At 55.6% G+C, this 23,462-nt stretch carries 26 protein-coding genes; 12 read left to right on the top strand and 14 right to left on the bottom strand.

What is annotated here, in order from left to right; all coding sequences use genetic code 11:
• Positions 1-46: 46 nt before the first annotated feature.
• The 8 genes from rpsB (at position 47) to rseP (ending at position 6,845) form a co-directional block, all read left to right on the top strand.
• Positions 47-931: a 30S ribosomal protein S2 gene (rpsB, locus tag G491_RS0109530; RefSeq protein ID WP_015947915.1), complete on the top strand. Its 885-nt coding sequence runs from the start codon at positions 47-49 to the stop codon at positions 929-931.
• A 25-nt stretch (positions 932-956) separates the two neighbouring features.
• Positions 957-1,553, top strand: coding sequence for a translation elongation factor Ts (gene tsf / locus G491_RS0109525; RefSeq protein ID WP_028314430.1), 597 nt, complete (start codon positions 957-959; stop codon positions 1,551-1,553).
• A gap of 145 nt (positions 1,554-1,698) precedes the next feature.
• The gene (gene pyrH, locus G491_RS0109520) at positions 1,699-2,415 is read left to right on the top strand and encodes a UMP kinase (RefSeq protein ID WP_015947913.1); all 717 of its coding nucleotides are present in this window, start codon (positions 1,699-1,701) and stop codon (positions 2,413-2,415) included.
• Positions 2,416-2,418: 3 nt separating this feature from the next.
• On the top strand, positions 2,419-2,976 hold the full coding sequence (frr, locus tag G491_RS0109515; protein ID WP_028314429.1) for a ribosome recycling factor: 558 nt from the start codon (positions 2,419-2,421) through the stop codon (positions 2,974-2,976).
• A complete protein-coding gene (gene uppS / locus G491_RS0109510; protein WP_015947911.1) occupies positions 2,966-3,724 on the top strand; it encodes an undecaprenyl pyrophosphate synthase in 759 nt (252 codons plus the stop codon). Before frr ends, uppS begins: the two co-directional genes overlap by 11 nt.
• Positions 3,725-3,756: 32 nt before the next feature.
• On the top strand, positions 3,757-4,569 hold the full coding sequence (locus G491_RS33655) for a phosphatidate cytidylyltransferase (RefSeq protein WP_051327148.1): 813 nt from the start codon (positions 3,757-3,759) through the stop codon (positions 4,567-4,569).
• 8 nt (positions 4,570-4,577) lie between these two features.
• A complete protein-coding gene (locus G491_RS0109500) occupies positions 4,578-5,762 on the top strand; it encodes a 1-deoxy-D-xylulose-5-phosphate reductoisomerase (RefSeq protein ID WP_028314428.1) in 1,185 nt (394 codons plus the stop codon).
• A 3-nt stretch (positions 5,763-5,765) separates the two neighbouring features.
• Positions 5,766-6,845 (top strand): RIP metalloprotease RseP, encoded by a 1,080-nt coding sequence (rseP, locus tag G491_RS0109495; RefSeq protein WP_028314427.1) that lies wholly within the window; start codon positions 5,766-5,768, stop codon positions 6,843-6,845.
• Positions 6,846-7,152: 307 nt separating this feature from the next.
• On the opposite strand, the gene G491_RS0109490 is transcribed toward rseP, so the two are convergent.
• From G491_RS0109490 to G491_RS0109480, 3 genes are read right to left on the bottom strand one after another with little or no spacing between them, the layout of a single operon-like run.
• Positions 7,153-7,917 carry a succinate dehydrogenase/fumarate reductase iron-sulfur subunit gene (locus G491_RS0109490; protein WP_028314426.1) on the bottom strand — a complete coding sequence of 255 codons (765 nt, stop codon included), beginning with the start codon at positions 7,915-7,917 and terminating at the stop codon, positions 7,153-7,155.
• Positions 7,914-9,827, bottom strand: coding sequence for a fumarate reductase/succinate dehydrogenase flavoprotein subunit (locus G491_RS0109485; RefSeq protein WP_028314425.1), 1,914 nt, complete (start codon positions 9,825-9,827; stop codon positions 7,914-7,916). Before G491_RS0109485 ends, G491_RS0109490 begins: the two co-directional genes overlap by 4 nt.
• Before the next feature lie 12 nt (positions 9,828-9,839).
• Positions 9,840-10,481, bottom strand: a complete 642-nt coding sequence (locus G491_RS0109480) for a succinate dehydrogenase cytochrome b subunit (protein WP_015947905.1) — start codon at positions 10,479-10,481, stop codon at positions 9,840-9,842.
• Between the two features lie 254 nt (positions 10,482-10,735).
• Between G491_RS0109480 and G491_RS33650 the strand changes: the two genes are divergently transcribed.
• Positions 10,736-11,347 carry a class IV adenylate cyclase gene (locus tag G491_RS33650; RefSeq protein WP_051327147.1) on the top strand — a complete coding sequence of 204 codons (612 nt, stop codon included), beginning with the start codon at positions 10,736-10,738 and terminating at the stop codon, positions 11,345-11,347.
• Positions 11,347-12,099, top strand: coding sequence for an endonuclease/exonuclease/phosphatase family protein (locus tag G491_RS0109470; RefSeq protein ID WP_028314424.1), 753 nt, complete (start codon positions 11,347-11,349; stop codon positions 12,097-12,099). The genes G491_RS33650 and G491_RS0109470 overlap by 1 nt, the downstream gene beginning before the upstream one ends.
• Here the strand turns inward: G491_RS0109470 and G491_RS0109465 are convergent.
• The 11 genes from G491_RS0109465 to tolQ form a co-directional block, all read right to left on the bottom strand.
• Positions 12,083-12,886: an SAM hydrolase/SAM-dependent halogenase family protein gene (locus G491_RS0109465; protein ID WP_035218297.1), complete on the bottom strand. Its 804-nt coding sequence runs from the start codon at positions 12,884-12,886 to the stop codon at positions 12,083-12,085. The genes G491_RS0109470 and G491_RS0109465 overlap by 17 nt on opposite strands.
• A gap of 535 nt (positions 12,887-13,421) precedes the next feature.
• Entirely contained in the window at positions 13,422-14,471 is a 1,050-nt protein-coding gene (ruvB, locus tag G491_RS0109460; RefSeq protein WP_015947901.1) for a Holliday junction branch migration DNA helicase RuvB, read from the bottom strand.
• Complete coding sequence (ruvA, locus tag G491_RS0109455; protein ID WP_028314422.1) at positions 14,472-15,086, bottom strand: Holliday junction branch migration protein RuvA; 615 nt, start codon at positions 15,084-15,086, stop codon at positions 14,472-14,474.
• On the bottom strand, positions 15,070-15,576 hold the full coding sequence (locus G491_RS30135; RefSeq protein ID WP_015947899.1) for a crossover junction endodeoxyribonuclease RuvC: 507 nt from the start codon (positions 15,574-15,576) through the stop codon (positions 15,070-15,072). The genes ruvA and G491_RS30135 overlap by 17 nt, the downstream gene beginning before the upstream one ends.
• A gap of 69 nt (positions 15,577-15,645) precedes the next feature.
• Positions 15,646-16,554: a tol-pal system protein YbgF gene (gene ybgF / locus G491_RS33645; RefSeq protein ID WP_028314421.1), complete on the bottom strand. Its 909-nt coding sequence runs from the start codon at positions 16,552-16,554 to the stop codon at positions 15,646-15,648.
• 106 nt (positions 16,555-16,660) lie between these two features.
• The gene (locus tag G491_RS0109440; protein WP_028314420.1) at positions 16,661-17,257 is read right to left on the bottom strand and encodes an OmpA family protein; all 597 of its coding nucleotides are present in this window, start codon (positions 17,255-17,257) and stop codon (positions 16,661-16,663) included.
• 203 nt (positions 17,258-17,460) lie between these two features.
• Entirely contained in the window at positions 17,461-18,789 is a 1,329-nt protein-coding gene (gene tolB, locus G491_RS0109435) for a Tol-Pal system beta propeller repeat protein TolB (RefSeq protein WP_035218294.1), read from the bottom strand.
• Between the two features lie 50 nt (positions 18,790-18,839).
• Positions 18,840-19,262: an energy transducer TonB gene (locus G491_RS33640; RefSeq protein WP_028314418.1), complete on the bottom strand. Its 423-nt coding sequence runs from the start codon at positions 19,260-19,262 to the stop codon at positions 18,840-18,842.
• Positions 19,263-19,274: 12 nt separating this feature from the next.
• Positions 19,275-20,246, bottom strand: coding sequence for an energy transducer TonB (locus G491_RS0109425; RefSeq protein WP_028314417.1), 972 nt, complete (start codon positions 20,244-20,246; stop codon positions 19,275-19,277).
• Positions 20,247-20,281: 35 nt separating this feature from the next.
• Positions 20,282-20,701: a protein TolR gene (gene tolR, locus G491_RS0109420; RefSeq protein ID WP_015947893.1), complete on the bottom strand. Its 420-nt coding sequence runs from the start codon at positions 20,699-20,701 to the stop codon at positions 20,282-20,284.
• 22 nt (positions 20,702-20,723) lie between these two features.
• Complete coding sequence (tolQ, locus tag G491_RS30120; RefSeq protein ID WP_051327146.1) at positions 20,724-21,473, bottom strand: protein TolQ; 750 nt, start codon at positions 21,471-21,473, stop codon at positions 20,724-20,726.
• Between the two features lie 225 nt (positions 21,474-21,698).
• Between tolQ and G491_RS33635 the strand changes: the two genes are divergently transcribed.
• Together G491_RS33635 and mraZ are read left to right on the top strand one after the other, a co-directional pair.
• The gene (locus G491_RS33635; protein WP_028314416.1) at positions 21,699-22,163 is read left to right on the top strand and encodes a tetratricopeptide repeat protein; all 465 of its coding nucleotides are present in this window, start codon (positions 21,699-21,701) and stop codon (positions 22,161-22,163) included.
• An 827-nt stretch (positions 22,164-22,990) separates the two neighbouring features.
• The gene (mraZ, locus tag G491_RS0109400) at positions 22,991-23,461 is read left to right on the top strand and encodes a division/cell wall cluster transcriptional repressor MraZ (protein WP_028314414.1); all 471 of its coding nucleotides are present in this window, start codon (positions 22,991-22,993) and stop codon (positions 23,459-23,461) included.
• The last annotated feature ends 1 nt before the right edge of the window (position 23,462 follow it).

Here is a 23,462-nt window from a genome sequence, read left to right as displayed (position 1 = left end):
TCGGGGGCGATGAAGGCGAAGGAAAGACAACCAAAAGGAGAAAACCATGGTAAAGATTTCGATGAAGGAACTCCTGGAAGCCGGAGTCCACTTTGGTCACCAGACCAAACGCTGGAACCCCAAAATGAAACCGTACATCTTCGGCGCCAGGAACGGCATCTACATTGTGGATTTGCAGAAGACCGTCCGCATGTTCCGCACTGCTTGCGAATTCGTGAGCGACGTTGTGGCCAACGGCGGCTCCGTGCTGTTCGTGGGAACCAAAAAGCAGGCCCGGGAAGCCGTCTACGAAGAGGCCAACCGCGCCGAGGCTTACTACGTTCACAATCGTTGGCTGGGCGGCATGCTCACCAACTTCCAGACCATCAAAAAAGGGATCGACAGGCTTAATTATCTGAACGAAATCAAGCTCAACGAGACCATCAACCTGTTCCCCAAAAAGGAACGTTTGAAGCTGGAAAAAGAGCGCGTGAAGCTGGACGCCAACTTGGGCGGCATTCGCACCATGACCAAGCTGCCTAGCGTGATCTTCATCATCGACCCGAAAAACGAAGCTATCGCCGTGCGGGAAGCCAAAAGGCTGAACATCCCCACCGTAGCCGTAGTTGACACCAACTGCGACCCGGATGACATCGATTACGTCATCCCCGGCAATGACGACGCTATTCGGGCCATTCGCCTGCTGACCTCCCGGATCGCCGAAGCCGTGGTTCAGGGCAAGCAGATTGCCGCCGAAAGGCGCGCCGCGGAGCAAGATAAGGCTGCTGACGACAAGGCCCAGGAACAGGCCGCCGCAGAAGCCGCCAAGCCTGAACCCGCGGCCCCCGCTCCTGCAGCGGAAGCCGCGGAAGAAGCTCCGGCCGAAGAAGGCCCCATTATTGAAGTCATCAAAAAATCCGGCTCCGAAGAAGACGGCGAGGCCGCGAACTAGATAGAGTTTTATAGAGGAGAGTATCATGGCAACCATTACAGCAGAAATGGTAAAAAACCTGCGCGCTGCTACGGGAGCGGGCATGATGGACTGCAAAAAGGCCCTGGCCGAGTCGGAAGGCGACATGGACAAGGCCCTCGACTATCTGCGTAAAAAAGGCATTGCAACCGCTCAGAAGCGCGCCGGCCGCGAGACCAAGAACGGCGTGGTTATGTCCTACATCCATATGGACAAAATCGGCGTACTCCTGGAAGTGAACTGCGAGACCGATTTTGTGGCCAAGAACGATGACTTTGTGGAATTCGCCAGGAACGTGGCCATGCACATCTGCGCCACCAACCCCCTGGCTGTGACCGAAGACGACGTTCCGGCCGCGGTTGTGGAAAAAGAGCGCGAAATCTATATGGGCCAGGTTCTGGAAATGGGCAAGCCCGAAAACATCGCAGGCAAGATCGTGGACGGCAAAATCGCCAAGTTCCTCAAGGACAACTGCCTGGTCAATCAGCCTTTCGTGAAGAATCCCGACATCACCGTGGGCGATCTCCTGACCGAAACCATCGGCAAGACGGGTGAAAACATCTCCATCCGCCGCTTCTCCCGCTTTGTGCTGGGCGAAGAATAAAACCGGCGCCTGAGAGTCAAGACCGGGCTCGGCGGTCAGCCGTTCGGGCCTGTTCGATCATATAGCCTTCCCGCACTTTGTGCGGGAAGGCCTTTATTCGCACGCTGCGCCTAATACGGCGTACAAACAAACCCCGGAAAATCATATGCCAACTGCAAAATTCAAAAGGGTTATGGTCAAACTCTCGGGCGAAGCCCTGATGGGGGATCAGGAATTTGGGATTTCCCCGGAAGTAATCGGCTACGTAGCTTCGGAAATTCGCTCCATTTTTGACCTGAACGTAGAGGTGGCGTTGGTCATTGGAGGCGGAAATATCTTCCGGGGCATTAAGGGCAGCAGTTACGGCATGGACCGCACCTCCGCGGACCATATGGGCATGTTGGCCACCGTCATCAACAGCATCGCCTTGTGCGACGCTTTGGAAAAGCAGGGCATGCCCACGCGGGTCCAAAGCGCCATCGCCATGCACGAAATCGCAGAGCCCTATATCCTGCGCCGAGCCTTGCGGCACCTGGAAAAGAAACGGGTCGTCATTTTCGCCGCAGGCACAGGCAATCCTTATTTTACCACCGATACGGCCGCCGTCTTGCGCGCCCAGGAAATTCACGCGGAAATTCTGTTCAAGGCCACCAAGGTGGACTGCCTTTTTGACAAGGATCCGGAGTGCAACTCCGACGCCCAGCCCATTACCAGCATCACGCACAAGCAGGTTCTGGAAAGGGAGCTTCGGGCCATGGACACCACCGCCACCTCCCTGGCTATGGACAACAAACTGCCCATCGGCATCATCAATATGCTGACCCCTGGCAATATCTGCAAAGCGGTTTGCGGCGAAACCATCGGCACATACATAGGAGACTGACAAATGCTTGAACTGGTCTATGAAGAAGCTCGTGAAAAAATGGATAAGGCCATTGCAGCTCTGGAAAAAGGGTTGCTGCGCGTGCGCACAGGCCGGGCATCCCTGTCAATGCTCGACGGGGTTAAACTGGACTATTACGGGACTCCTACGCCCATCAACCAGGCGGCTACCGTGGCTATCCCGGAAAGCAGGCTGATCACCATCCAGCCCTGGGACGCTTCCGTCATCAAGGATATTGAAAAAGCCATTTTAAAATCCGACCTGGGCCTCAATCCGTCCAACGACGGCAAGATCATCCGCATCGCCATTCCGCCCTTGACGGAAGACAGGCGCAAGGAAATGGTCAAGCTGGTCAACAAGATGGCGGAAGAAGGCAAGGTTTCCGTGCGCAACGCCCGGAGGGATGCCAACGAAACCATCAAGTCCATGAAAAAAGACGGCGACATTGCAGAAGACCTGGCTTTTAAAGGCCAGGACGAAGTCCAGAAGATCACCGACGACTTCGTCAAAAAAGTGGACGACATCTGCGCCCAAAAGGAAAAGGAAATCCTTGAGTTCTAAAGTGGAAAATTCGGATTCGGCGCTTCCCGACTTTGAGCGTCTTCCCCGTCATGTGGCCATTATCATGGACGGCAACGGACGGTGGGCCAAAAAAAAGCTGATGAATCGCGTAAAAGGCCATGAGCAGGGGGCCGAAACCGTCCGCATGGTGGTGCGCACCACCCGCGAGTTGGGCGTCCCCTTCCTGACCCTGTACGCGTTTTCCACGGAAAACTGGCAGCGGCCCAAGGCCGAAGTCATGGCCCTCATGACCCTGCTGAAGCGCTTTCTGGTCAACGAAAAAAAGGAAATGCTGGAAAACGGCATTCGCCTGAATGTCATCGGCCAGACCGAACGGCTTCCCGACGACGTCAAGGCCGCCATGAACCACACCATGGAGGCTACGGCCCAGGGCCGGAAAATGACCCTGACCCTGGCCCTGTCCTACGGCGGCCGAGAGGAACTGGTCCGGGCTTTCCGGAAAATGGCCAAAAGGGTTGCGGACCATACCCTGGACCCGGAACTGATCGACGAATCCGTGATCAGCCAGCACCTGTACACCGCAACCATGCCCGACCCGGACCTCATGATTCGCACCTCGGGGGAAGTGCGCATCAGCAATTTCCTATTATGGCAGCTTGCTTACGCTGAAATGGCTTTCACACCCAAACTGTGGCCGGATTTTTCAAAAGAGGATTATATTCAGATTCTCAAGGATTTTGGAGACAGGGAAAGGCGATTCGGCAAGACCGGGGACCAACTGGAATAACCCGGCGAATCAAAAGAAATGGATTTTTAACCATGGCATACTCTTCCCACGCCAAACGTTGGATGACGGTTGCAGTAATCGTCCCGATCCTGGTCGCTTTTTTCTTACTGGCCCCTGCGTGGGCCTTTGCCATTTTCGGCGGCTTTATCAGCGCCTTCGCCCTGTACGAGTATTTCAAGAATTTCTGCAAAACCAATGCGCCCATGGACCTGGGCTATTGTTTCGCCGTCATCGGGTCCAGCCTCATATTCTGGGCTGCGGCTATCGGCTCCTTTAAGCTCCTGTTTCTGGTCATGTGGCTCATGTTTTTCGTCTACGCCAGCCGGGCTATGATCCGATTCAACCAGGGCAAGGCGGGCTACGACCTTCTTGCCAAGGAAGCCCTTTCCATCCTGTACATTCCCTGCCTGCTGTCCTCCGTGGTCCTGGCCCGTTGCAGCGAAAACGGCGTGACCTGGCTCTTTTTCATCCTGTTTCTTGCTTTCATATCAGACACCGGCGCCTACTACGCAGGCAAAACCTTCGGAAAGCACAAGCTCATCCCCAACCTGAGCCCCAACAAAACCGTGGAAGGCTCCATCGGCAGTATTTTTGCAGACCTCATCGTGGTGACGGTTTTCAAGCTGACCCTGCTCCCAACCATCCCCTGGCTCGTGGTTCCGGTCCTGGCCGCTTCCGCCGCTATTGCCACCCAATTAGGCGATCTTTTCGAGTCCATGCTCAAACGCTCCCTTGACGTAAAGGATTCCGGGACTATATTTCCTGGACATGGGGGGATGCTTGATCGGATCGACGGCCTCTTGTTTACAGGACCGGTAGTCTACCTATTCCTGGTTACTTTTTGAGGAACCCATTGTCCTTATCAGATAAAATTCGCGTAAAAAACCTGACCATCCTGGGCTCGACCGGCTCCATCGGAAAAAGCACCCTGGGCGTGGTTCGCAAGTTTCCCGATCAATTTAAAATCCGCGCCCTGGCCGCCCATACCAGCATAGACGCCCTGGCCGAGCAGGTTGTGGAGTTTCTGCCTGAGTTGGTTGTGGTCCGGGATAAGGACCTGGCCGGCAAGCTGAACACCGCCTTGCAGGGCGCCTCAACCCCGCATCCCTACATTATGTATGGGGAGGAAGGGTATCAAAAGGCCGCAACCCTGGATTCCGTGGATATGGTCGTATCCTCCATGGTGGGCGCAGCCGGGCTTTTGCCCACGTTGGCCGCCATCCGGGCCAGGAAGCAAGTGGCCCTGGCCAACAAGGAAACCCTGGTCATGGCCGGCGCCCTGGTCATGCGGGAAGCCAGGGAAAACGGCGTCAAGCTCATGCCCATAGACTCCGAGCACAGCGCCATATTCCAGTGCCTGCAAGGCAACGATCGTAAGGATCTGGATAAAATTTTGCTGACGGCCTCCGGCGGCCCTTTTCGCACGGTTTCCCGGGAGAAATTCGAAAGCCTAACGCCCGAAGACGCCTTGTCCCATCCAACCTGGGACATGGGCGCAAAAATCACCATCGATTCGTCCACGCTCATGAACAAAGGCCTGGAGGTCATCGAGGCCAAATGGCTGTTTGACGTGCGCCAACAGGACATCCAGGTGGTGGTTCATCCCCAGAGCATTGTCCACTCCATGGTGGCCTACAAAGATGGCTCGGTTATCGCCCAATTAGGCGTACCGGATATGGCCGGCGCCATAGCCTACGCCATGTCCTATCCGGACCGGCTTCCCTTGGGGCAGCCCATCCCGGATTTCTTTGCATTAGGCTCTTTGGAGTTTTTTGAGCCCGACCTGGAAAAATTTCCCTGCCTGGCCCTGGCTCAGCAGGCGTGCAGGGACGAACAAACCTATCCGGCGGTATTGAACGCCGCCAACGAAATTGCGGTGCAGGCTTTTCTGGATCATCAAATCCGGTTCCCCCAAATCCCGCAATTGATCGAAAAATGCCTGAACGTCCACACCCCGAGCGCCCGGCCCGATCTGGAGCAGATCCTGGAAGCCGACGCCTGGGCCAGGGATTATATAAAGCAGGCTGCGAGGTCTTAAAGTATGTGGTATTACGCGACGGTGATTCCCCTGTTGGGGGCTTTGATCTTTTTTCATGAATTGGGCCATTTTCTGGCCGCAAGACTCCTGGGAGTAGGGGTGGAAACTTTTTCCCTGGGATTCGGCCCCAGGCTGTTCGGGAAAAAATCCGGCATGACCGATTATCGGGTGTCGGCCGTCCCTCTGGGCGGTTACGTCAAGATGGTGGGCGAAGATCCTGACTCCGACGAAGAGCCCGAAGACACGTCCATATCCTTTTCCCATAAGCCCGTATGGAAACGCATCACCATTGTCGCGGCGGGGCCGGTTTTCAACTTTCTTCTGGCGGTTGTGATTTTTTTCACAATTGGATTCTTTTCCGGCGTGGACCACACCACCAACATTCTGGACAGGGTGGTGGAAGACTCTCCGGCGGCGCAAGCGGGGATGCTCGAAGGGGACGAGGTTCTGTCAGTCAATGGAATCGCCATAGAAAATTTCAGGCAGGTTTCCGCCGAGATCAACAAAAACTCCGGAGAACCTGTGAATATTGTGGTGGGCAGGAACGGCGAGGAATTGTCGTTTACGGTTATCCCAAAGGAAACCGAAGGCAAAAACGCCTTTGGAGAGGATGTAAAGGCCTACAAGGTGGGCATCTCCAACCGGGTGGACTTCGTCCCGTACGAGCCCATCAACTCCGCCGTATATGCCGTGGAGCAAACCTGGTTTTTCGTTAAATTCACTTTTCAGGCTTTGTTCAAGTTTGTGGATAGAAGCATTCCCCTGGACAACCTGGGCGGGGTCATCCTTATCACCCAGGTGAGCGGGGTCGCCGCCGAAGCGGGGCTGACTTCCTTTTTGTTCATCATGGCGCTCTTGTCCGTCAACCTGGGAATCATCAACCTGTTTCCCGTGCCTATCCTGGACGGCGGGCACATCCTGTTTTTCGCCATTGAAGGGATCATGCGCAAACCCCTGAGCCTGCGCGTGCGCGAGCTCGCCATGCAAGTGGGCCTGGCCGCCTTGATCTTTTTGATGATCATGGTGTTTTATTTCGACATCGCCCGCACCGTGGCCGGCAAAGCTCCGGGGGTGACGGGATAGGGCGCATCGCGCAGGTCATTCGAGCAAGATGCATTAAAACGATTTTCCACAATGGGGCCGCTATCAGCAGCCCCATTTTTATTGAGCCCCGCCATATTGCTTCAATTTGTTGGATGGTTCTGCTGCAACTATTTTAAGAAATTCAAATTATTGCAATGGGTTCTCGTGCTTCCAAGGCCCAATTGCGCCTGCAGGTTCACCCAACAATTGGGCCACCCGGCTCGGATCTGTCAAAAGGCTGGTTACATTGAAAACCGAAAGGCGAACCAGGGGGCTTTCATTTTAGAAGCCCCCTGGTTCGTATATCCTATTTGTAGCGGGAGCCCAGGGCGGCCTTTAAGAAGCCGCGGTTCATGCGGGCGATGTTGGTGATGTTGATTTCCTTGGGGCATTCAGCCTCGCACTCCCTTTCATTGGAGCAATTGCCGAATCCTTGCTCGTCCATGCATCTGAGCATGGCAAGCACCCGTTTATCCGCCTCCACCTTGCCCTGGGGAAGCAAAGCCAGGTGGGAGATTTTGGCGGAAGTAAACAGCATGGCAGAGGCATTGGGGCAGGACGCCACGCAGGCGCCGCAGCCGATGCATTGGGCTGCGTCCATGGCCAGTTCCGCGTCATCTGCGGGTACGGGGATGTTGTTGGCGTCGGGGGCGCCGCCGGTGTTAACGGACACATACCCGCCGGAAGCAATGATTTTGTCAAAGGCGCTCCGGTCCACAACCAGGTCCTTGACCACCTTGAAAGCCATGGCGCGCCAGGGCTCGATCATAATGGTGTCGCCGTCGTTGAAGTGGCGCATGTGGAGTTGGCACAGGGTGGTGCCTTTTTCCGGGCCGTGGGCGCGGCCGTTGACCATGGCGCCGCACATGCCGCAGATGCCTTCCCGGCAGTCGTGATCGAATGCAATGGGCTCCTTGCCCGAAAGAGTCAGGTCTTCGTTGACGATATCCAGCATTTCCAGGAAGGACATGTCCGTGGAAATCTGCTGGGCGGAATACGTTTCCATGACGCCTTTATCGTTGGGGCCTTTCTGGCGCCAAACTTTGAGTGTGAGATTGATTTTCTTTGTCACTTGTAGCTCCTTTGCGTCAGATGGACGTTCTCAAAGGTCAAAGGCTCCTTGTGAAGAACCGGCTCCTTGCCTACGCCTGTAAACTCCCAGGCGGCCGCATAGCAGCAGTTTTCATCGTCGCGCTGGGCTTCGTTCTCCTCGGTTTGGAACGCTTCGTTAAAATGGCCGCCGCAGGACTCTCTCCGGTCCAGGGCGTCTTTCGCCAGGAGTTCGGCGAATTCCAGGAAGTCAGCCACGCGGCCGGCTTTTTCCAGGGACTGGTTGAAGTCGCCTGAATCGCCGGGAACCGTGACGTTCTGCCAGAATTCGTCTCTCAGCTTGGGGATGATGTCCAGGGCTTCCTTGAGTCCGGCGTCGTTCCGGGCCATGCCGCAATGGTCCCACATGCACAGGCCCAGTTCACGGTGGATGTCGTCCACGGTGCGTTTGCCCTTGATGTTCAGGAGCGTGTTGACGCGTTCCTTGCAATCGTTCTCCGCAGCAGCGAAGGCCGGATTGTTTTCGTCCACGTCGTCCAGGGGAGTTCCGCCCAGATAGCCGCCCATGGTGTACGGAATGACGAAATAGCCGTCGGCTAGGCCCTGCATGAGGGCGCTGGCGCCCAGGCGGTTGGCGCCGTGGTCGGAAAAGTTGGCTTCGCCCAGGACGAACAGGCCTTCCAGGTTGCTCATGAGGTTGTAGTCCACCCACAGGCCGCCCATGGTGTAATGGATGGCCGGGTAGATCATCATGGGAGTCTTGTAAGGATCGTCGGCCGTGATTTTTTCGTACATGGCGAACAGATTGCCGTATTTTTTCCGAATCACGTCCTCGCCGTCCCGCTTGATGGCGTCGGCGAAATCCAGATAAACCGCCAGCTTGGTCAGGCCCACACCCTTGCCTTCGTCGCACATGGCCTTGGCGTTGCGCGAGGCCACGTCCCTGGGCACCAGGTTGCCGAAACTGGGGTATTTGCGTTCCAGGTAATAATCCCGCTCGCTTTCAGGGATTTGATCCGGCTTGCGGCTGTCCCCGGGTTTCTTGGGCACCCACACCCGGCCGTCGTTGCGAAGGCTCTCGCTCATGAGGGTCAGCTTGGACTGATACGTCCCGTGCACCGGGATGCACGTGGGGTGAATCTGGGTGAAGCAGGGGTTGGCGAACAAAGCGCCCCGCTTGTGGCATCTCCAGGCCGCCGTGACGTTGCAGGCCATGGCGTTGGTGGAAAGAAAATACGTATTGCCGTAGCCGCCGGTGCAAAGCACCACCGCGTGAGCCGCGTGGCGTTCCAGCTCGCCCGTGATCAGGTTGCGGACGATGATTCCCCGGGCCTTGCCGTTGACAACAACCAGGTCCAGCATTTCGCGGCGGGGCATCATGGTGACTTTTTTCGCAGCGACCTGACGCATCAAGGCGCTGTAGGCGCCCAACAAAAGCTGCTGGCCCGTCTGTCCCCTGGCGTAGAAGGTACGGGAAACCTGGGCGCCGCCGAAGGAGCGGTTGGCCAAGCCGCCGCCGTATTCCCTGGCGAAAGGCACGCCCTGGGCCGCGCATTGGTCGATGATGCTGTTGCTGCACATGGCCAGACGATACACGTTGGACTCGCGGGCGCGAAAATCGCCGCCCTTGACCGTGTCGTAAAACAGCCGAAACACGCTGTCGCCGTCGTTGGGATAGTTCTTGGCCGCATTGATGCCGCCCTGGGCCGCAATGCTGTGGGCGCGGCGGGGGCTGTCCTGGATGCAGAAGCACTGGACGTTGTAGCCAAGCTCCGCCAGGGACGCGGCGGCCGAGCCGCCGGCCAAGCCGGACCCGACCACGATAATATTGAATTTTCTTTTATTAGCGGGATTAACCAGTTTCATGTCCTGGCGGTGGCGATCCCACTTGGTCTCTATCGGACCGCCCGGAGCCTTGGAATCTAATTGCATTATCACCCTCCTTTATAATACCAGCCTGGACACTACCGGTAAAAATCCAAAGCCGAAGCCGGCCGCCAAAGCTGCAAGGGCGGACAGCACGAAAATCGTGGGCATGTATTTCAGATGATTCAAGCCCAAGGTCTGGAAGGCGCTCCAGAACCCGTGCTTGACGTGAAAAGCCACCACGATCATGGAAAACATATAAAACAGCACGTAGCCCACGCTGGAAAAAGCATGGGAAACGATCTGCGATATGGTCTGACTGTCATGATCCACAAAATGGAAGGTTTTTAAATGAATGATCAAAAACAATAGGATAAGGATGCCCGTGTACGGCATGGTCGCGGAAAAAATGGTCCGGCCTCCCGCCCATTTTTTGCCCACGTATTTTACCGGCCGCGCCTTGTAGTTCTGCAAAAACAAAAGCAGACCCGTGCCCACGTGAATAATCGCGAACAAAAGCAGGCCGATTTCAGCGGCGTTCACCAGCGGACCCAACGCATGCAAATGCTCCGCATAGGAGTCGAAAGCGTCCGGCCCTAGGTAAATCGTCAGATTACCTAATAGGTGGCCGGTCAAAAAGCCGATAAAGCCCAATCCGGTCACCGCCATGAGTTGTTTTTTTCCTATGGACGTTCCAAACGTCCCCTTGACCCAGTCCATTTTACCTCCTCATGCATTTGAAATTCTCACAGCCCGGACTCCCGCAAAATGCGGGCTGCATTCCCCCATCCCGGAGTTCAGGACAGACCTATTATTAACTTTACTAGTTTATCCATCAAATGATGGAGGGTGTCAACAGAATTGTAATCATCATTTGACAACAAGCCCTCTCTCCCCTATGGATGAAGGGGCTTTTCCATAGCTGACATAAAATATGTCGTGCGTCAATATTGCGTGCTTTTAGGGAGTTATGCATGGATGACCTAGAAATTGAAGTGAAGTTTTACTGTCCGAATCCCCAAAAAACCAGGAATCTTATCCTGGAGGCGGGAGCTTTATCCGAGGGCAGGTTCTTTGAAAAGAACACTTTATATGATCGGGGGGACGAACTTTTTCACAGACTTTCCGTCCTGAGGCTCCGCCAGGATAAAAAAATCACCCTGACTTACAAAGAGCCGGTCCCGGGCTCCGATCCCGCTTTCAAAATCGTAAAGGAATTGGAAGTGGAAGTAAACGACTTTGATCGAATGGAGCAGATTCTTTGCTCCTTGGGGTTCCAACCGGTGCGGAAGTACGAAAAATGGCGCGAAACATTCACCCTTGGGCAAACCAAGCTGCTTTTGGACGACATGCCCTGCGGCGCCTTTTTGGAACTGGAAGGGCGCCGGGGCCCCATCAAGGATTTGGCGGCCCGGCTTGGTCAGGACTGGAATGACCGCATTGTTTTGAACTATATGCAAATATTCGAAATTTTGCGGAAGGGGGAGGGGATAGAGTCCCGGGATTTTGTGTTCGAAACCTTTGAAGGCCTCACCATAAACATGGAAAAATACATCGATCAATTTAAAGCGGACAAGGTTGAATAATGGATTCTTTTTCGGCGATGACCGCCAATTTGCGATTCGGCAGGGCCAAGGACGGCGAACACGGCTGGGAGTTCCGCAAGGACGCCTTTATGGAGCTTTTCAGAACCTACAAACCCGACATCCTGGCCGTTCAGGAGGCCAATGACTTCCAGGCGGAGCATCTCATTCAACGCATGGAGGATTATGATCATGCGGGGTTTCGTATAAACGCCCCGGATTTCTGGCAAAGCAATATCCTGTTTTTCAAAAAGCCATGGAGTTTAAAAAAGCATCGCCACATTTTTTACTCCGACACGCCGGACGAAGAAAGCAAGTGGGAGGATTCCAAATGGCCCCGGCAAGGGACTTTGGTTCAACTGGAAAAGGGCGGAAAAACCCTGGCCTGCGTGGACACCCATTATGATTTCAAGCCCGAAGTCCAGGCCCGCAGCGCAAGGCTGTTGCTGAATATTTTGGAGGATTTCGCCCCCGGCCTTCCCACCCTGGTCATGGGGGATTTCAACGCAAAGCCTGACAGCTCCTGCCGCAAGGAGTTCGAGCAGGGCGGATTCAAGGACCCCTTTGACAAGCGGTTCGGCGGCACGCATCACGGGTTTACGGGAAAGGACGACGGCAGGCGCATTGACTGGATTCTTTACCGCGGCGGCATTGAATCGGTGAAGGCCTCACGGAAAATCATTCGGGGCCGGTTCGGCGGAGTCTATCCCTCGGACCATTTTCAGGTGTATTGCGAGTTTACTTGGAAAAGCTGACCGTAACCCGGGCGCCTGGTCCGGCGTAAAGGGCCTCCTGAGCGTTGCCCATGTTCACCGAGATTTCCAGAAAGCCCCGGCTGCCGATCAAGGCCAGCAGTTCGCCTCTGCCCACCTCGGAGTAGGTGTCCAGGATTTTCAGGCCGTCTCCGCCTTGCACCTGGACGACCATATCCTCCCACGGCCGGCCCTGGGCGAACATATCCAACCCATCCTTGCTGATGGTGGTCACCAGGTTTCCGAAATGGTCCACCCACACAATCTGCCCCAGAAGCTGCTCGGGCATTTGCTCTTCCCGGGCCGCCTCCTCTTGTTGCATGGCTTCCAGGCTTATGGAAGATCCCATGTCTTCCAAGGGCGTTCCCAGGGAAAGATGGGCCGCCGCCGGGGCGAATATGTCCCGGCCGTGGAATGTCCGGCTGATTCGTTGCAGGCAGATTTTGGGATTGGACACGATGACGGCTTCCACTTCGGCTGCTTCATCCAGGATAGGACGCAAAAGTCCGTTATCCGGCGCCAGAAAATAATGGCCGTCGGCCTTAACCGCCAGTATTTGGCGATCTGAGCCCACGCCCGGGTCCACCACGGCCACGTGGATGGTTCCCGGCGCAAAATAGGCGTAGCTGGTTTTCAGCAAAAAAGACGCCGCTCGAATGCTTTGGGCCGGAATGTGATGGGTGAGGTCCACGATTTTAGCCTTGGGGTTAATCCCCAGAATAACGCCCTTCATGACCCCCACGTACTCGTCGGTCAATCCAAAATCCGTCAACAAGGTGATTATTCCCATTGCGTCCTCACAAGATATTTTTAAACAAGCCCATGCAGCCCTTATACGTCATGCACATATTTCAGCACAACATTATTTGGAAGCCTTGGCATGCAATGCCGGGGGCCGTCAGGCCAATAAGTGAAGCCGGGAAAAATGTGGGCGCCGCAAAAAAACGACTTTAATCATCGCCGTTCGCCCGCCAGCCATCCTCAATCCTGTCATTCGTTTCAGGTCGCGCCTTTTGTCGCTTCGCGACCTTGGCAGCCGACTACGCTGCCAAGGCCACCCTCGAAAAGCGAAGGCGGCTGTGACAGGGTGGCCCAGGCAAGGCTTTTTTTGCCTGGGTCCGCAGGACAAAAGGTGCGGCCTATGCGGCGCCCGAAAACCAATCTTTTTGGGCGGAAGATGGCCTTATTTCAAACCGACATAAAACTTCAAACAGCACCGTTCGTCCGCAGAATAACTATGGCTTTTACACGCTATCCGGCTTGCAAAAAATGTCGCTTTGCGACCCTGGCAAGATACTGCTTTGCCAGGGCTACCCATACTGAACCTATAACAACCCCACCTGTCCTTTATAGGCGATGCCCAAATGTTTGTACGCCGCTTCCGAGGCTTTACGGCCAGACGACGTGCGCATGAGAAAGCCGATTTTCAGCAAAAAGGGCTCCACCACGTCCACCAGGGTGTCGGACTCCTCCTGGATGGTGGCGGCGATGGCCTCGATGCCCACCGGGCCTCCGCCGTAAAAATTGATGATGGTTTCCAGATACCGGCGGTCCTGGTTGGTCAGGCCGATCTCGTCCACCCCTTCCAGGGCCAGGGATTCGGACACGGTTTTTTTGTCGATGCGTCCGTGGCTGCGCACCTGGGCGTAATCCCGCACCCTTTTTAAGAGCCTGTTGACGATGCGGGGCGTTCCCCGGGATCTTCGGGCAAGCTCCAAGGCGCCCTCGTTGTCCATTTCCACGTTCAGGAGCAGTGCGGAACGGCGGGCGATCTTGATCAGGTCGGGCTCCTCGTAAAAATCCAGGTTGCGGAATATGCCGAACCGGTCCCGCAGGGGCGCGGACAAGAGCCCTACCCGGGTGGTGGCGCCCACCAGCACGAAGTTTTTCAGCCTGTAGCGATGGCTGCGGGCGTGCATGCCTTTGTCAAAGATGAAATCCACGGCAAAGTCTTCCATGGCCGGGTAGAGCAATTCCTCCACAGTCTTGGGGAGGCGGTGGATTTCGTCCACGAACAGGACGTCCTTTTCCTCCAGATGGGTCAGGAGGCCCAGCAGGTCCCCTCCCTTTTCCAGGGCAGGGCCCGAGGTGACGGTAAGCCGGGAGCCCAGCTCGTTGGCGATGATATGGGCCAGGGTGGTTTTGCCCAGGCCTGGAGGGCCGTGGAACAGGGTGTGGTCCAGGGCTTCGTTGCGAGCCAGGGCCGCTTCAATGGCGATCTGCAGGGTTTCCACCGCGTCTTTTTGACCGATGTACTCATCCAGCCGCTCGGGCCGCAGGGAGATCAACTCCGGCGTTTGGTCCGCCGGACTTTCCACGGCGCACATGACGCCGGAGGATTCCGAAAACCAGCTTTTTTTGTTTTCTCCGTCCATTTACCCTGTTTCCCCCCGGTACACCTCGTCGAACAACTCCTCGGGCGAGGAGATGGCGGGGTTGCGTTTAATGGCCTGATTGATTAATTCCTTGGCCTCGGCCGCCTTATGTCCCAACTGATTGACCAGAACGTCCAGCACCAGCAAGTGGAAATTCTCCTCCACGGGCGCAGGTCCAACTGGCCCTCCGGCGTGCTCTCCGGCGAAGACGGCCATTTTGCCCCGAAGGGTGGCGATGATTTTATCCGCCGTCCTGGCGCCAATGCCTTTGAGCTTGCGCAAAGCCCCCGAGTCCTTGTTTTCGATGGCTGCGGCGATCTCTCCGATGGGGATGCACAAGGCCGAAACCGCCTTGATGGGGCCGATGGCCTCCACGGAAATGAATCGTTCGAAAAACTCCCGCTCCTCCAGGGAGTTGAAGCCGATGAGCACGGGCTTGGGCTGCTTTTCCGTCTGGTGGAAGTAGATATACAGCCCGGTTTCATCCCCGGGGCCTTTGGTCATGGAGGCGCTGACCACCGAGGGCAAAAGCACCTCGTAGCCCACGCCGCCGGCCAGGATCATAATCCGTTCCCCCTGCCTGTGCAGAATTTTTCCTTCAAGATATCCGATCAAGTCCGTTCCTCAGATAATGGTCTCCGCGGTATAGGCCGATCAACGCCAGGGCCATGGCGTCCGAAGCATGGGAAGGCCTGATGGCCTCCTCCCTGCCTAAACGCTGGCGTACGGCCCGTTCAAGCTGGTTTTTGTCCGCCGCTCCGTTTCCGGTCAGGATTTTTTTCACCTCGCGCACGGCCACTTCCCGGACCGGAATTCGTCCGTGGCGGCCTGCAACCAGAATGGCTCCTGTGACTTTGCCCAAGGTTATGCCGGATTTGGGGTATTTGCCAAGGGAAAAAATATCCTCAACCACCATGAGGTCAGGGCGTTCGGCCTCGGCGACTTCGCGTATGCGGTCGTAAATGTGGATAAGCCGGTCAGTCAGGGGCGACTCCGGCGGAGTGGTGATGGTTCCGAACGAATAGCCGAAAACCTGGGTGGACGTTCCGTTAACCAGGGCCAAGCCCGTGGCCGCCAGTCCCGGATCTATGCCCAGGACCTTCACGACGGGCGCCTTTTAGGGCTATGGTTACAAGGCAAGAGCATGGGATGCATCCTGCTTTCCCGGGCGTTTTTAAAGCGCATCCAGTTTTTTCTGAGCCCAGCCCGCCTCCGCGGAGTTGGGGAACTTCTTGATCAATTCGGTCCAGATCAGCCTGGCGTTGGAGTTATCGCCCAGCATGGAGAAAGCAAGCCCCTGCTTAAAGTAGGCTGCAGGAACCTTGTTGGCTTTGGGGTGCTTTTCGATGACGTCCTGATACTGTAAAATGGCCTTTTCGTACCATTTTTCCTTGAAAAAGGTCTCCCCCATCCAGAACAGGGCGTTGTCCGCCTTGGAGGAATTGGGGAACCTGGCCAGGAAGTTTTTAAACTCCTCCCGGGCCTTTTCCAGGCGCATTTCGTCAAAATCCTTCTTGGCCTGGGCGTAGGCCTGGTCCTCGTCCAGCTCCGTGGCGGGAACTGGGGCGGCTTGGGCTTCGGTTTGGGCGGGCGTTGGAACCTCGCCGGTTTTTCCTTCCATGCCAAGGTAGGATTCCATCTTAAGCAGGGTTTTTTCCAGGGACTCCACGCGAGCCTCCAGAATGGCCGCATGCTCCTGGGCCTGACCGCCCGTGGTCTGGGCAGATCCGACTCGGGACCGCAACTGGTATCCCTGCTCTTCCATCAGGCCGTTGATAGCGCGAACTTCGTTACGCAGGCTGTTGGTGTTGACCCGCATTTCCGCCAGGTCTTCTCTCAGCTTGGTTACGTCCATTTCCATGTTGGAGACGGACTCATCCAGGCGGCTCCGCATTTGCTCCCTGTCTGCGGTCGCTTCCTTTTGCTGGCCTTCCAGGGTCATGACCCGATTGTACACCACCAGGAGGTCGTCCTGGGTGGCGCAGCCGGTCATCAGCAAGGCGGCCAGAAGAGCGAAAAGAACAGGTTTGGGAAAAGATTTCAAACAGCCTCTCAGCACAGGCATTTGATTGATCCCGGTCATGCGGTCCCTCCAAAAGATAGACGAAAACAGGCGTTAAAAACAAAGACCCTTCCCCGTCCTTGAAAGACGGGGAAAGGCCGCTATTTTTTTATTCAGTAATGAATGCTTATTCCAGAGCGAATTCGCAACGGCGGTTGACGGCCCAGGCGGCTTCGTTGCTGGCCGGATCCAGAGGCATTTCTTCGCCGTAGCTGATGGTGTTGATGCGGCGGGCGTCAATGCCAAGGTCGGTCAGGAAGTTCTTGGCGCTGTTGGCGCGTCTGTCGCCCAGGGCCAGGTTGTATTCCAGGGAGCCGCGTTCGTCGCAATGGCCTTTGATGAGAACGCCCTTGGAGGGGTTCAGGCGCAGAAAGAAAGCTTTATCCTTGAGGATAGCCATGGCTTCGGGGGAGAGATCCGAGCTGTCAAAGGCAAAGTGGACGTTTTCCGTGTTGAAGCGAACTCTCATCTCATCGACGTTTACACCGGGTTTCACGGCCTCGGGGCCGGTGTCGCCGCCCATGGGTTCTTCGCTCACACTTGAGCTGGAAGCGGTGGTGCTCGGGGTGGTGGACTGAACTGTCCCTTGGCTAACGCTGGTGCCGGTTGACTTTACGCCGGCCTCCGATGGAACTTTTTTCTGGCAACCCGTCAGTGCGCCGGTGCAAACCAGGGCCAGGATGGCCGCTGCAATCATCAATCCCTTCCAATACCGCCTTTGCATGGTGTTCCTCCTTTTTAACAGATGGACAGAATGGGTAATATGCTTCAAATTTGTCTGCGCGCTGGAAGCCCTATTCATCATTTGCCTCCCGCTCGCTCGTTTTCATGGAACATCCTTATATTATAAGGCTGCTTTAATCCAAAGGTCAACCTTTCACAATCGTGAATAGATTGCAACCCATGGTCTTTTTTTCAGAGTAAGATTTAATAATCCCCTAACCAAGGCGACCACGCCGGTTGGGTCTGCGCCCCTTCCAGCTCAAGCAGCTTTCTTTGGTCCGTCCCGTGGGACGTCATCACGTAAATTTTGGCCTTCCCCTCCCGGGTGGTGCTGAACGCTATCAGGGTGCCGTCCGGGGACCAGGAAGGCTCCTCGTCATCCCCCGGATGATCGGTCAGGCGCTGCACGTCCGTGCCGTCCGTCGCCACCGTAAAGACGTCAAAGGTTCCGTCCACCATGCCGCAGTAGGCAATCCGGTCTCCCCTGGGCGAAAAGGCCGGGGCCGAATTGTATTTGCCGTCAAAGGTGACTCGTGAGGTCTGCCCTGTGTCCAATTCCATGATGTAAATTTGGGGACTGCCGCCCCGGTTGGAAACAAAAGCCATTCGCTTTCCGTCCGGGGAGTAACTGGGGGATACGTCAATGCCCCAGTTATTCGTCAACTTCTTAATAATTTTTCCGTTTCCGGTCAATGAGTAAATCTCCTGATCCCCATTTAATGACAGGGTGGCCGCCAGGGCGAAACGCGTGGGGTCCCAGGCCGGTGTGACATTAATGCCCTTGTACGCCACTTTGACTCCCCGCTTTTGGGCCAGGTTGCGGATGAATATCTCCGGAGGACCGTCGGCGTAAGACACATAAGCCATGTGGGTTCCGTCCCCGGACCAGGCCGGAGACAGGGCGATCTTGCTGCCGGAAGTCAGCTGCTGAGGGTCGAAGCCGTCATACTCGCAGGCGAAAATTTCCTTGTTTCCCGGGCCGTTGGATACAAAGGCGATTTTTGTGCCGAACACGCCCCGGGAGTCGGTCAACTCCGTAACGATCTCCACGCAAAAGCGCCGGATCATCTTGCGCATGTCCTCCACACGGCCCTTATAGCGCTTGCCCACGATCAGGCGGTTCCGGGGCACGTCGAACAAACGCAGCTCCAGCACCAGAACCCCGTCCCGCAGGTCCAGGCCGCCGGTCACCAAATGGTCCGCACCGATGCTTATCCAGTTGGCGAAATTAATGGTCTGGGCGGTCAGCCCCTCCCCGTCGCCGATGATATAGGACTCCTCCGGAAGGATTTGAAAATACCTGACAAACTCCAGGCCCGAAACCAGCCATTCCTTGGCCTGGACCGCCGCCTGCCGGGGCTCTTCGTTCACCGTCTTGGGCTCGAAATCCTTGATGGCGATGGGGATTTTGCGTAAAAACGGATTGTTGATCCAGTATTCATACCGGGCCGCCGACGCCGACCCGGCCAGTATAGTCATGATTAGGAGGAATAAAAAACACGTACAGGCTGTCCTGTTGAATGTTTTGCTCATTTTTCCACCTGTTTTTTTTGTTGGCACGCTAAGTCCTTCCTCTGCCAAAGTTATTTTTTGGGCGGCGTAAAGGTTACTGCCATTTCTATCGGCTTCTTTTCCAGGTCCTCGGGAAAAGGAGAAACCGGACTGCTTTTTTTAACAGCCTTTTCCGCCGAGTCGTCGAATTTGCGGCTGTCAGACCGCTTTTCAAACCAAAGGTTGGTCAAACGTCCGTCCGGGTTGACCGTAAAAGCAATCCTTGCTTCCATCTTTTTACCGACAAACCGTTCCGGCATGGCCCAGTTTTTTTGTATAGTTTTACCAACTTCTTCAATGTATTCTATACGCAACCGCTCTTGCGGCGTCAGTTCCGACAAGTCCCGCAATTTCTTATGAGGCGGCTGCGGCTCCTTTTCCACGCACCCGGCAAAGGCGGTCAGGGCCATGGCCGACATAAGGAACATGATGAATAGCTTTTTATTGAAAATCATCCCAAACAGTCCTTAGTTTGCTGGTGCTATGAAATATACAAGCATTTGAAAAGGTTCTTTGTCTAGATCCGGAGGAAAAGGCTTGGTGGGGATGGATTTTCTCACCGCCCTTTCCCCGGAGTCGTCAAAAAACGTATTCCCTGATCGTTTATCGAAGCTGATGTCTGTAATATTCCCATCAGAATGAACCGTGAACATTATCCACGCTTCCAGGCCAGTTCCGGTAAACTGCTGCGGCATGGCCCAATTTTTCTGCATAAGCGTACCGACCTCGTCGATGTAGCGGTTACGCAGCATTTCCATTTTGGTCAAATAGGCCCTGCCGCCATCTCCTCCGCCTTGTTGGGCTTCTTGCTTGGGCCGCTCTCCGGGATTTTTCCGCATTCTTGCAATGGCGTCCTCCACTGAACTGGGCCTGCCCGACTCCACCCTTTCCTTAATTTCCCGCAAGGCCTTTTCCTTGGCCACTTCCACTTTATAGGTGCGTTTTTTCAGGGAGGTCAAAACCGGAATTTCGTCCGGCTCCTTTTTAGGGGCCGTGGAGATTTCCGCCGCTTCCACCGGCTTGACGACTACAGGCTGCTTCACCACCTTGGGTTCGGCAGGCTTCAGCTTCACCGGCTCGGGCTCTTTGACCGGTTCCGGCTCTTTCACCGGCTCCGGTTCGGGTTCCGGCTCTTCCTTGGGAAGAGGCTCCACCTTGGGTTCTTCCTGCTTGGGCGGCGCCGCCTTGGGGCCGGGAGCGCCCGGCGCCACTGTGGGCAAAGAGGTCAGGGCGATGTCCAGATACGGCAGGCTCGGCTTTTTGGAGCTTACCATCTGGGGCAAAAAGATCATGAGCGCAAGGACGATAATGTGAAGCGCTACGGATCCTCCGGCGAAAGCCATCCAGACCGGGTCGTCCTCGTTAGGCAGGTCCGGCGAATTATTGACTGCCTGGTCTGCCTTGGGAGGATTTATTTTTTTTGGCGTTTTTAGTGTCATGCGCTGCTATGGTTAGGCTTTGGGCCGATTCGCCGCTATTTGGATTCTTCGTCCGGCAGGGGGACTGTGATGGCCCCCAGCCTGGGAATGCCCGCTTCCTTCACGTCCGCCATCACCCGGACCACCAGGCCGTACCGCACGTCTTTATCCGCTCTCAGAAAAAAGCGCAGGTCCCTGTTCTGGTCGTAGATTGCGGCGATTTTCTGGCCGAGCATGTCAATTTGAATTTGCGCGTCGTTAATGTAGACCCGCTCCCTTTTATCAATGGTGATGGTGACGTTGCTTTCGTCCGTCTCCATGGGCGCGGATGTGGTGGTGGGCAGGGCCACGTCCACCCCCTGCACCATCATGGGGGCGGTTACCATGAATATGATCAACAAAACCAGCATGACGTCTACAAAGGGAGTCACGTTGATTTCCGACATCAGGCGATCGGTTTCGCTTGTTCCGGCCATGCCTTGCTCCTCCTGACGTTCCTTATTGCTGGGGCTTGCGAACCGGCTGTTGGGGCTTTTGGGCCTGCTGCTGAGGCTGGGCGGGCTTGTTCACCACTTCCCGCTCCACCACATTGATGAAATCCGAGGCGAAGTTGTTCAACTGGGACTCGGCCACGCGAATCCGGGATGTGAAATGGTTGTACGCCATGACGGCCGGAATGGCTGCGGCCAGGCCGGCCGCCGTGGCTACCAGAGCTTCTGATATGCCGGGCGCAACCACCGCCAGGGTGGCGGTCCCGCGCTGTCCGATGCCGTGGAAGGCGCTCATGATGCCCCAGACCGTGCCGAACAGGCCGATAAACGGCGCCGTGTTGCCGATGGTGGCCAAAAAAGGCACCCACTGGGTCAGGCGGGTCAACTCGCTTACGTTGGCCCGGCGCAGGGCGCGCTTGATATTGTCCGTGCCCATGGAAAAGCCTTCCTGGTTTTGGCCGTTCCCGCTGCTCTGGTTGATCCGCACCATTTCCATATAAGCCACCCGATAGGCTCGGGCCACGGGGCTGTTGGTCAGTTGCTTGGCCTTGGCGTATGACTTGGCCATGTTCCCGCTTTTCCAGAAAAACTCCACAAATTGGGCGGTCTCATTTTTGGCGAGCCACAATTGGCGGATTTTCAGCCCGATAATCGTCCAACAGGCCGCGGAAAAGCTCAGGAGTACAAACAGGACGAATTGGACCATCAATCCTGATTGGGTCACCAACTTAAAAATGTCAGAACTTGCACCAGTCATAATTTCCCCGTAATTACAGTAGGATGCTTGAATGTTTCATGAGGCGTGGACGCCGCTTTGATAGCTCAGAGACTATACGAGAGCCCCATAAGTGTCAAGGCTTTGCAAGGCGTTTCAAGCCTAATTTCAGGATATTTGCAAAACTTTTGCACACTCTCTGCTCCAGCTTGAGAATTTTTTAAAAAAAGGCTATGGATGCAGCATTTTCAGCGACAGGAGGCGGGGATGCGTAAATATTGGCTGGCGGCGGTTTTGGCGGTTGTATGCTTGGCGGTCTTTTCGGGCTGCGGGAATAACGACAAGGAATTCCAGGAGGCCATGGATAAAGGCAAGGCCGCCTTTTCCTCCGGAATCAGCCAGGCCAAATGCCGGGAGGCCGTGGACCAATACACCCGGGCCGTTGAACTCAAACCCGACTCCGCCCAGGCCTATCTCCAACGGGGCCACGTGTACATTAAAATGAAGGACCTCCAAAAGGCCTTTGAAGACTACGACAAGGCCGTCAGCCTGGATCCCGCCCTGGGGCAGGCGTATTTTCACCGGGCCCTCAGCCGCATCGCCATGGGCAGCAAGGAGGAGGAAGTCATCAAGGCCGACCTGCGCAAGGCCCTGGAACTGGACCCCTCCATCGCCGCGGCCAGCAACCTGCTCATGCTGTACGAAAAATCCTTCCCCGGCATGTCTCAGTAAGCCCAACAGGGGCATATATTACAAAGGCGCCCAATGACAGCCGCCCTGCGAGTCAGAAATAACGCTGGGTCCCCGCTTGCGGCCGGCTCGAAAAACGAACCGGCCTTGCGAGGATGACGGCCTCTCTGGGCCACTCTCGTTTCAAGACCGGCGTCCTTCCGCTGACCTTTTTCGCCATAGATAAAGTCGAACGGCCGCACTTATTGGCCTGGCGGCCCCCGGCATTGCATGCCGCGGCTGACCATGAGGCCCTTAGGTTGAATAAGATCCTGTCTGGATGGGTGGCCTTGGCAGCGCAGTTGGCTGCCAAGGTCGCGAAGCGACAAAAGGCGCGGCCTGGAACGCATGCCGGGATTGAGAATGGCCGCCGGGTGGACGGCGCCGTCGAAGTCTTTTGATGCTTTTCCCCCAAGGAAACGGCCCTTGGCATCTAACTTCTATTGTAACTATCTGATTTAATATCTAAAAATATTTTCCATTCAAAGGGGTCCACTTCCCCCCACAACGCCGGCGCCTTTTTTAGAATTTCATCAAAAGAAATTTCTCATTTTCTATTTTATAGAAAATTCTCCCCACATTTCCCCCTATTTTAGGAAAATCCAGGGCTTTAATCCCATTCCGGGCGGACGCCTCGTTGGTATCAGCTTTGGATTATTGTCGTTTTTTCGCAAATTCCCCACAATTTACCCTTGCATTTCAGGTCTCCTGGTTGTATATAAATTTTATAAATCATTATGAAAAATTGTTCACCCCCTGGGATTTTCTCTTGACATGCCTCTGGATAATATGTCATTGAGGGTAGAAAGTGGTTTAAAGTGGGGTTAGATATGGCTGCCAAGTCCAAAAACTTTCGGGGCACCTCGTACCATTCCACGGACGAGAAAGCCCGCATCACCGTACCCGCACGGTTTCGTGAAGTCCTCAGGGACGGCGAAGTCGACGGCGTCATGGTGTCCCGTATGGACGGCGCCCTGGTGGCCTACCCCTTTGACGAGTGGCAGGTCATTGAAAACCGCATCATGACCAAATCCAAGCGCAACGCCAAACTCCGGCAGTTCCGGCGGTTTTTTGTGGGCGGCGCCCAGGAGTGCATGTGCGACAAGCAAGGGCGCATCCTGGTTCCCAAGGATCTGCGGGATTACGCAGGCATCGGGGCCAAAGAGGAAATCGCCCTGGTGGGAGCGGTAAGCCACTTTGAAATCTGGGACAAGAAAAAATATGACGTCGCCTACGAGGACTTCGAGGAGGTGCTCAACAGCGGCGAACTGGATGACGAAATTGAGGATATGGGGCTTTAAA

Source organism: Desulfatibacillum aliphaticivorans DSM 15576 (assembly GCF_000429905.1).
Lineage (GTDB): Bacteria > Desulfobacterota > Desulfobacteria > Desulfobacterales > Desulfatibacillaceae > Desulfatibacillum > Desulfatibacillum aliphaticivorans.
This window is presented reverse-complemented; position numbering and strand designations above follow the sequence as displayed.

Bases quoted from the DNA above. Each gene is read 5' to 3' on its own strand.
- G491_RS0109440 (WP_028314420.1), bottom strand. From the start codon at position 17,257: ATGCAAAGGCGGTATTGGAAGGGATTGATGATTGCAGCGGCCATCCTG.
- rseP (WP_028314427.1), top strand. From the start codon at position 5,766: ATGTGGTATTACGCGACGGTGATTCCCCTGTTGGGGGCTTTGATCTTT.
- G491_RS0109480 (WP_015947905.1), bottom strand. From the start codon at position 10,481: ATGGACTGGGTCAAGGGGACGTTTGGAACGTCCATAGGAAAAAAACAA.
- G491_RS33650 (WP_051327147.1), top strand. From the start codon at position 10,736: ATGGATGACCTAGAAATTGAAGTGAAGTTTTACTGTCCGAATCCCCAA.
- G491_RS0109485 (WP_028314425.1), bottom strand. From the start codon at position 9,827: ATGCAATTAGATTCCAAGGCTCCGGGCGGTCCGATAGAGACCAAGTGG.
- G491_RS0109425 (WP_028314417.1), bottom strand. From the start codon at position 20,246: ATGACACTAAAAACGCCAAAAAAAATAAATCCTCCCAAGGCAGACCAG.
- tolB (WP_035218294.1), bottom strand. From the start codon at position 18,789: ATGAGCAAAACATTCAACAGGACAGCCTGTACGTGTTTTTTATTCCTC.
- pyrH (WP_015947913.1), top strand. From the start codon at position 1,699: ATGCCAACTGCAAAATTCAAAAGGGTTATGGTCAAACTCTCGGGCGAA.
- G491_RS33635 (WP_028314416.1), top strand. From the start codon at position 21,699: ATGCGTAAATATTGGCTGGCGGCGGTTTTGGCGGTTGTATGCTTGGCG.
- ybgF (WP_028314421.1), bottom strand. From the start codon at position 16,554: ATGACCGGGATCAATCAAATGCCTGTGCTGAGAGGCTGTTTGAAATCT.
- frr (WP_028314429.1), top strand. From the start codon at position 2,419: ATGCTTGAACTGGTCTATGAAGAAGCTCGTGAAAAAATGGATAAGGCC.
- tsf (WP_028314430.1), top strand. From the start codon at position 957: ATGGCAACCATTACAGCAGAAATGGTAAAAAACCTGCGCGCTGCTACG.
- G491_RS0109465 (WP_035218297.1), bottom strand. From the start codon at position 12,886: ATGGGAATAATCACCTTGTTGACGGATTTTGGATTGACCGACGAGTAC.
- mraZ (WP_028314414.1), top strand. From the start codon at position 22,991: ATGGCTGCCAAGTCCAAAAACTTTCGGGGCACCTCGTACCATTCCACG.
- tolR (WP_015947893.1), bottom strand. From the start codon at position 20,701: ATGGCCGGAACAAGCGAAACCGATCGCCTGATGTCGGAAATCAACGTG.
- G491_RS33655 (WP_051327148.1), top strand. From the start codon at position 3,757: ATGGCATACTCTTCCCACGCCAAACGTTGGATGACGGTTGCAGTAATC.
- tolQ (WP_051327146.1), bottom strand. From the start codon at position 21,473: ATGACTGGTGCAAGTTCTGACATTTTTAAGTTGGTGACCCAATCAGGA.
- rpsB (WP_015947915.1), top strand. From the start codon at position 47: ATGGTAAAGATTTCGATGAAGGAACTCCTGGAAGCCGGAGTCCACTTT.
- G491_RS0109470 (WP_028314424.1), top strand. From the start codon at position 11,347: ATGGATTCTTTTTCGGCGATGACCGCCAATTTGCGATTCGGCAGGGCC.
- ruvB (WP_015947901.1), bottom strand. From the start codon at position 14,471: ATGGACGGAGAAAACAAAAAAAGCTGGTTTTCGGAATCCTCCGGCGTC.
- G491_RS33640 (WP_028314418.1), bottom strand. From the start codon at position 19,262: ATGATTTTCAATAAAAAGCTATTCATCATGTTCCTTATGTCGGCCATG.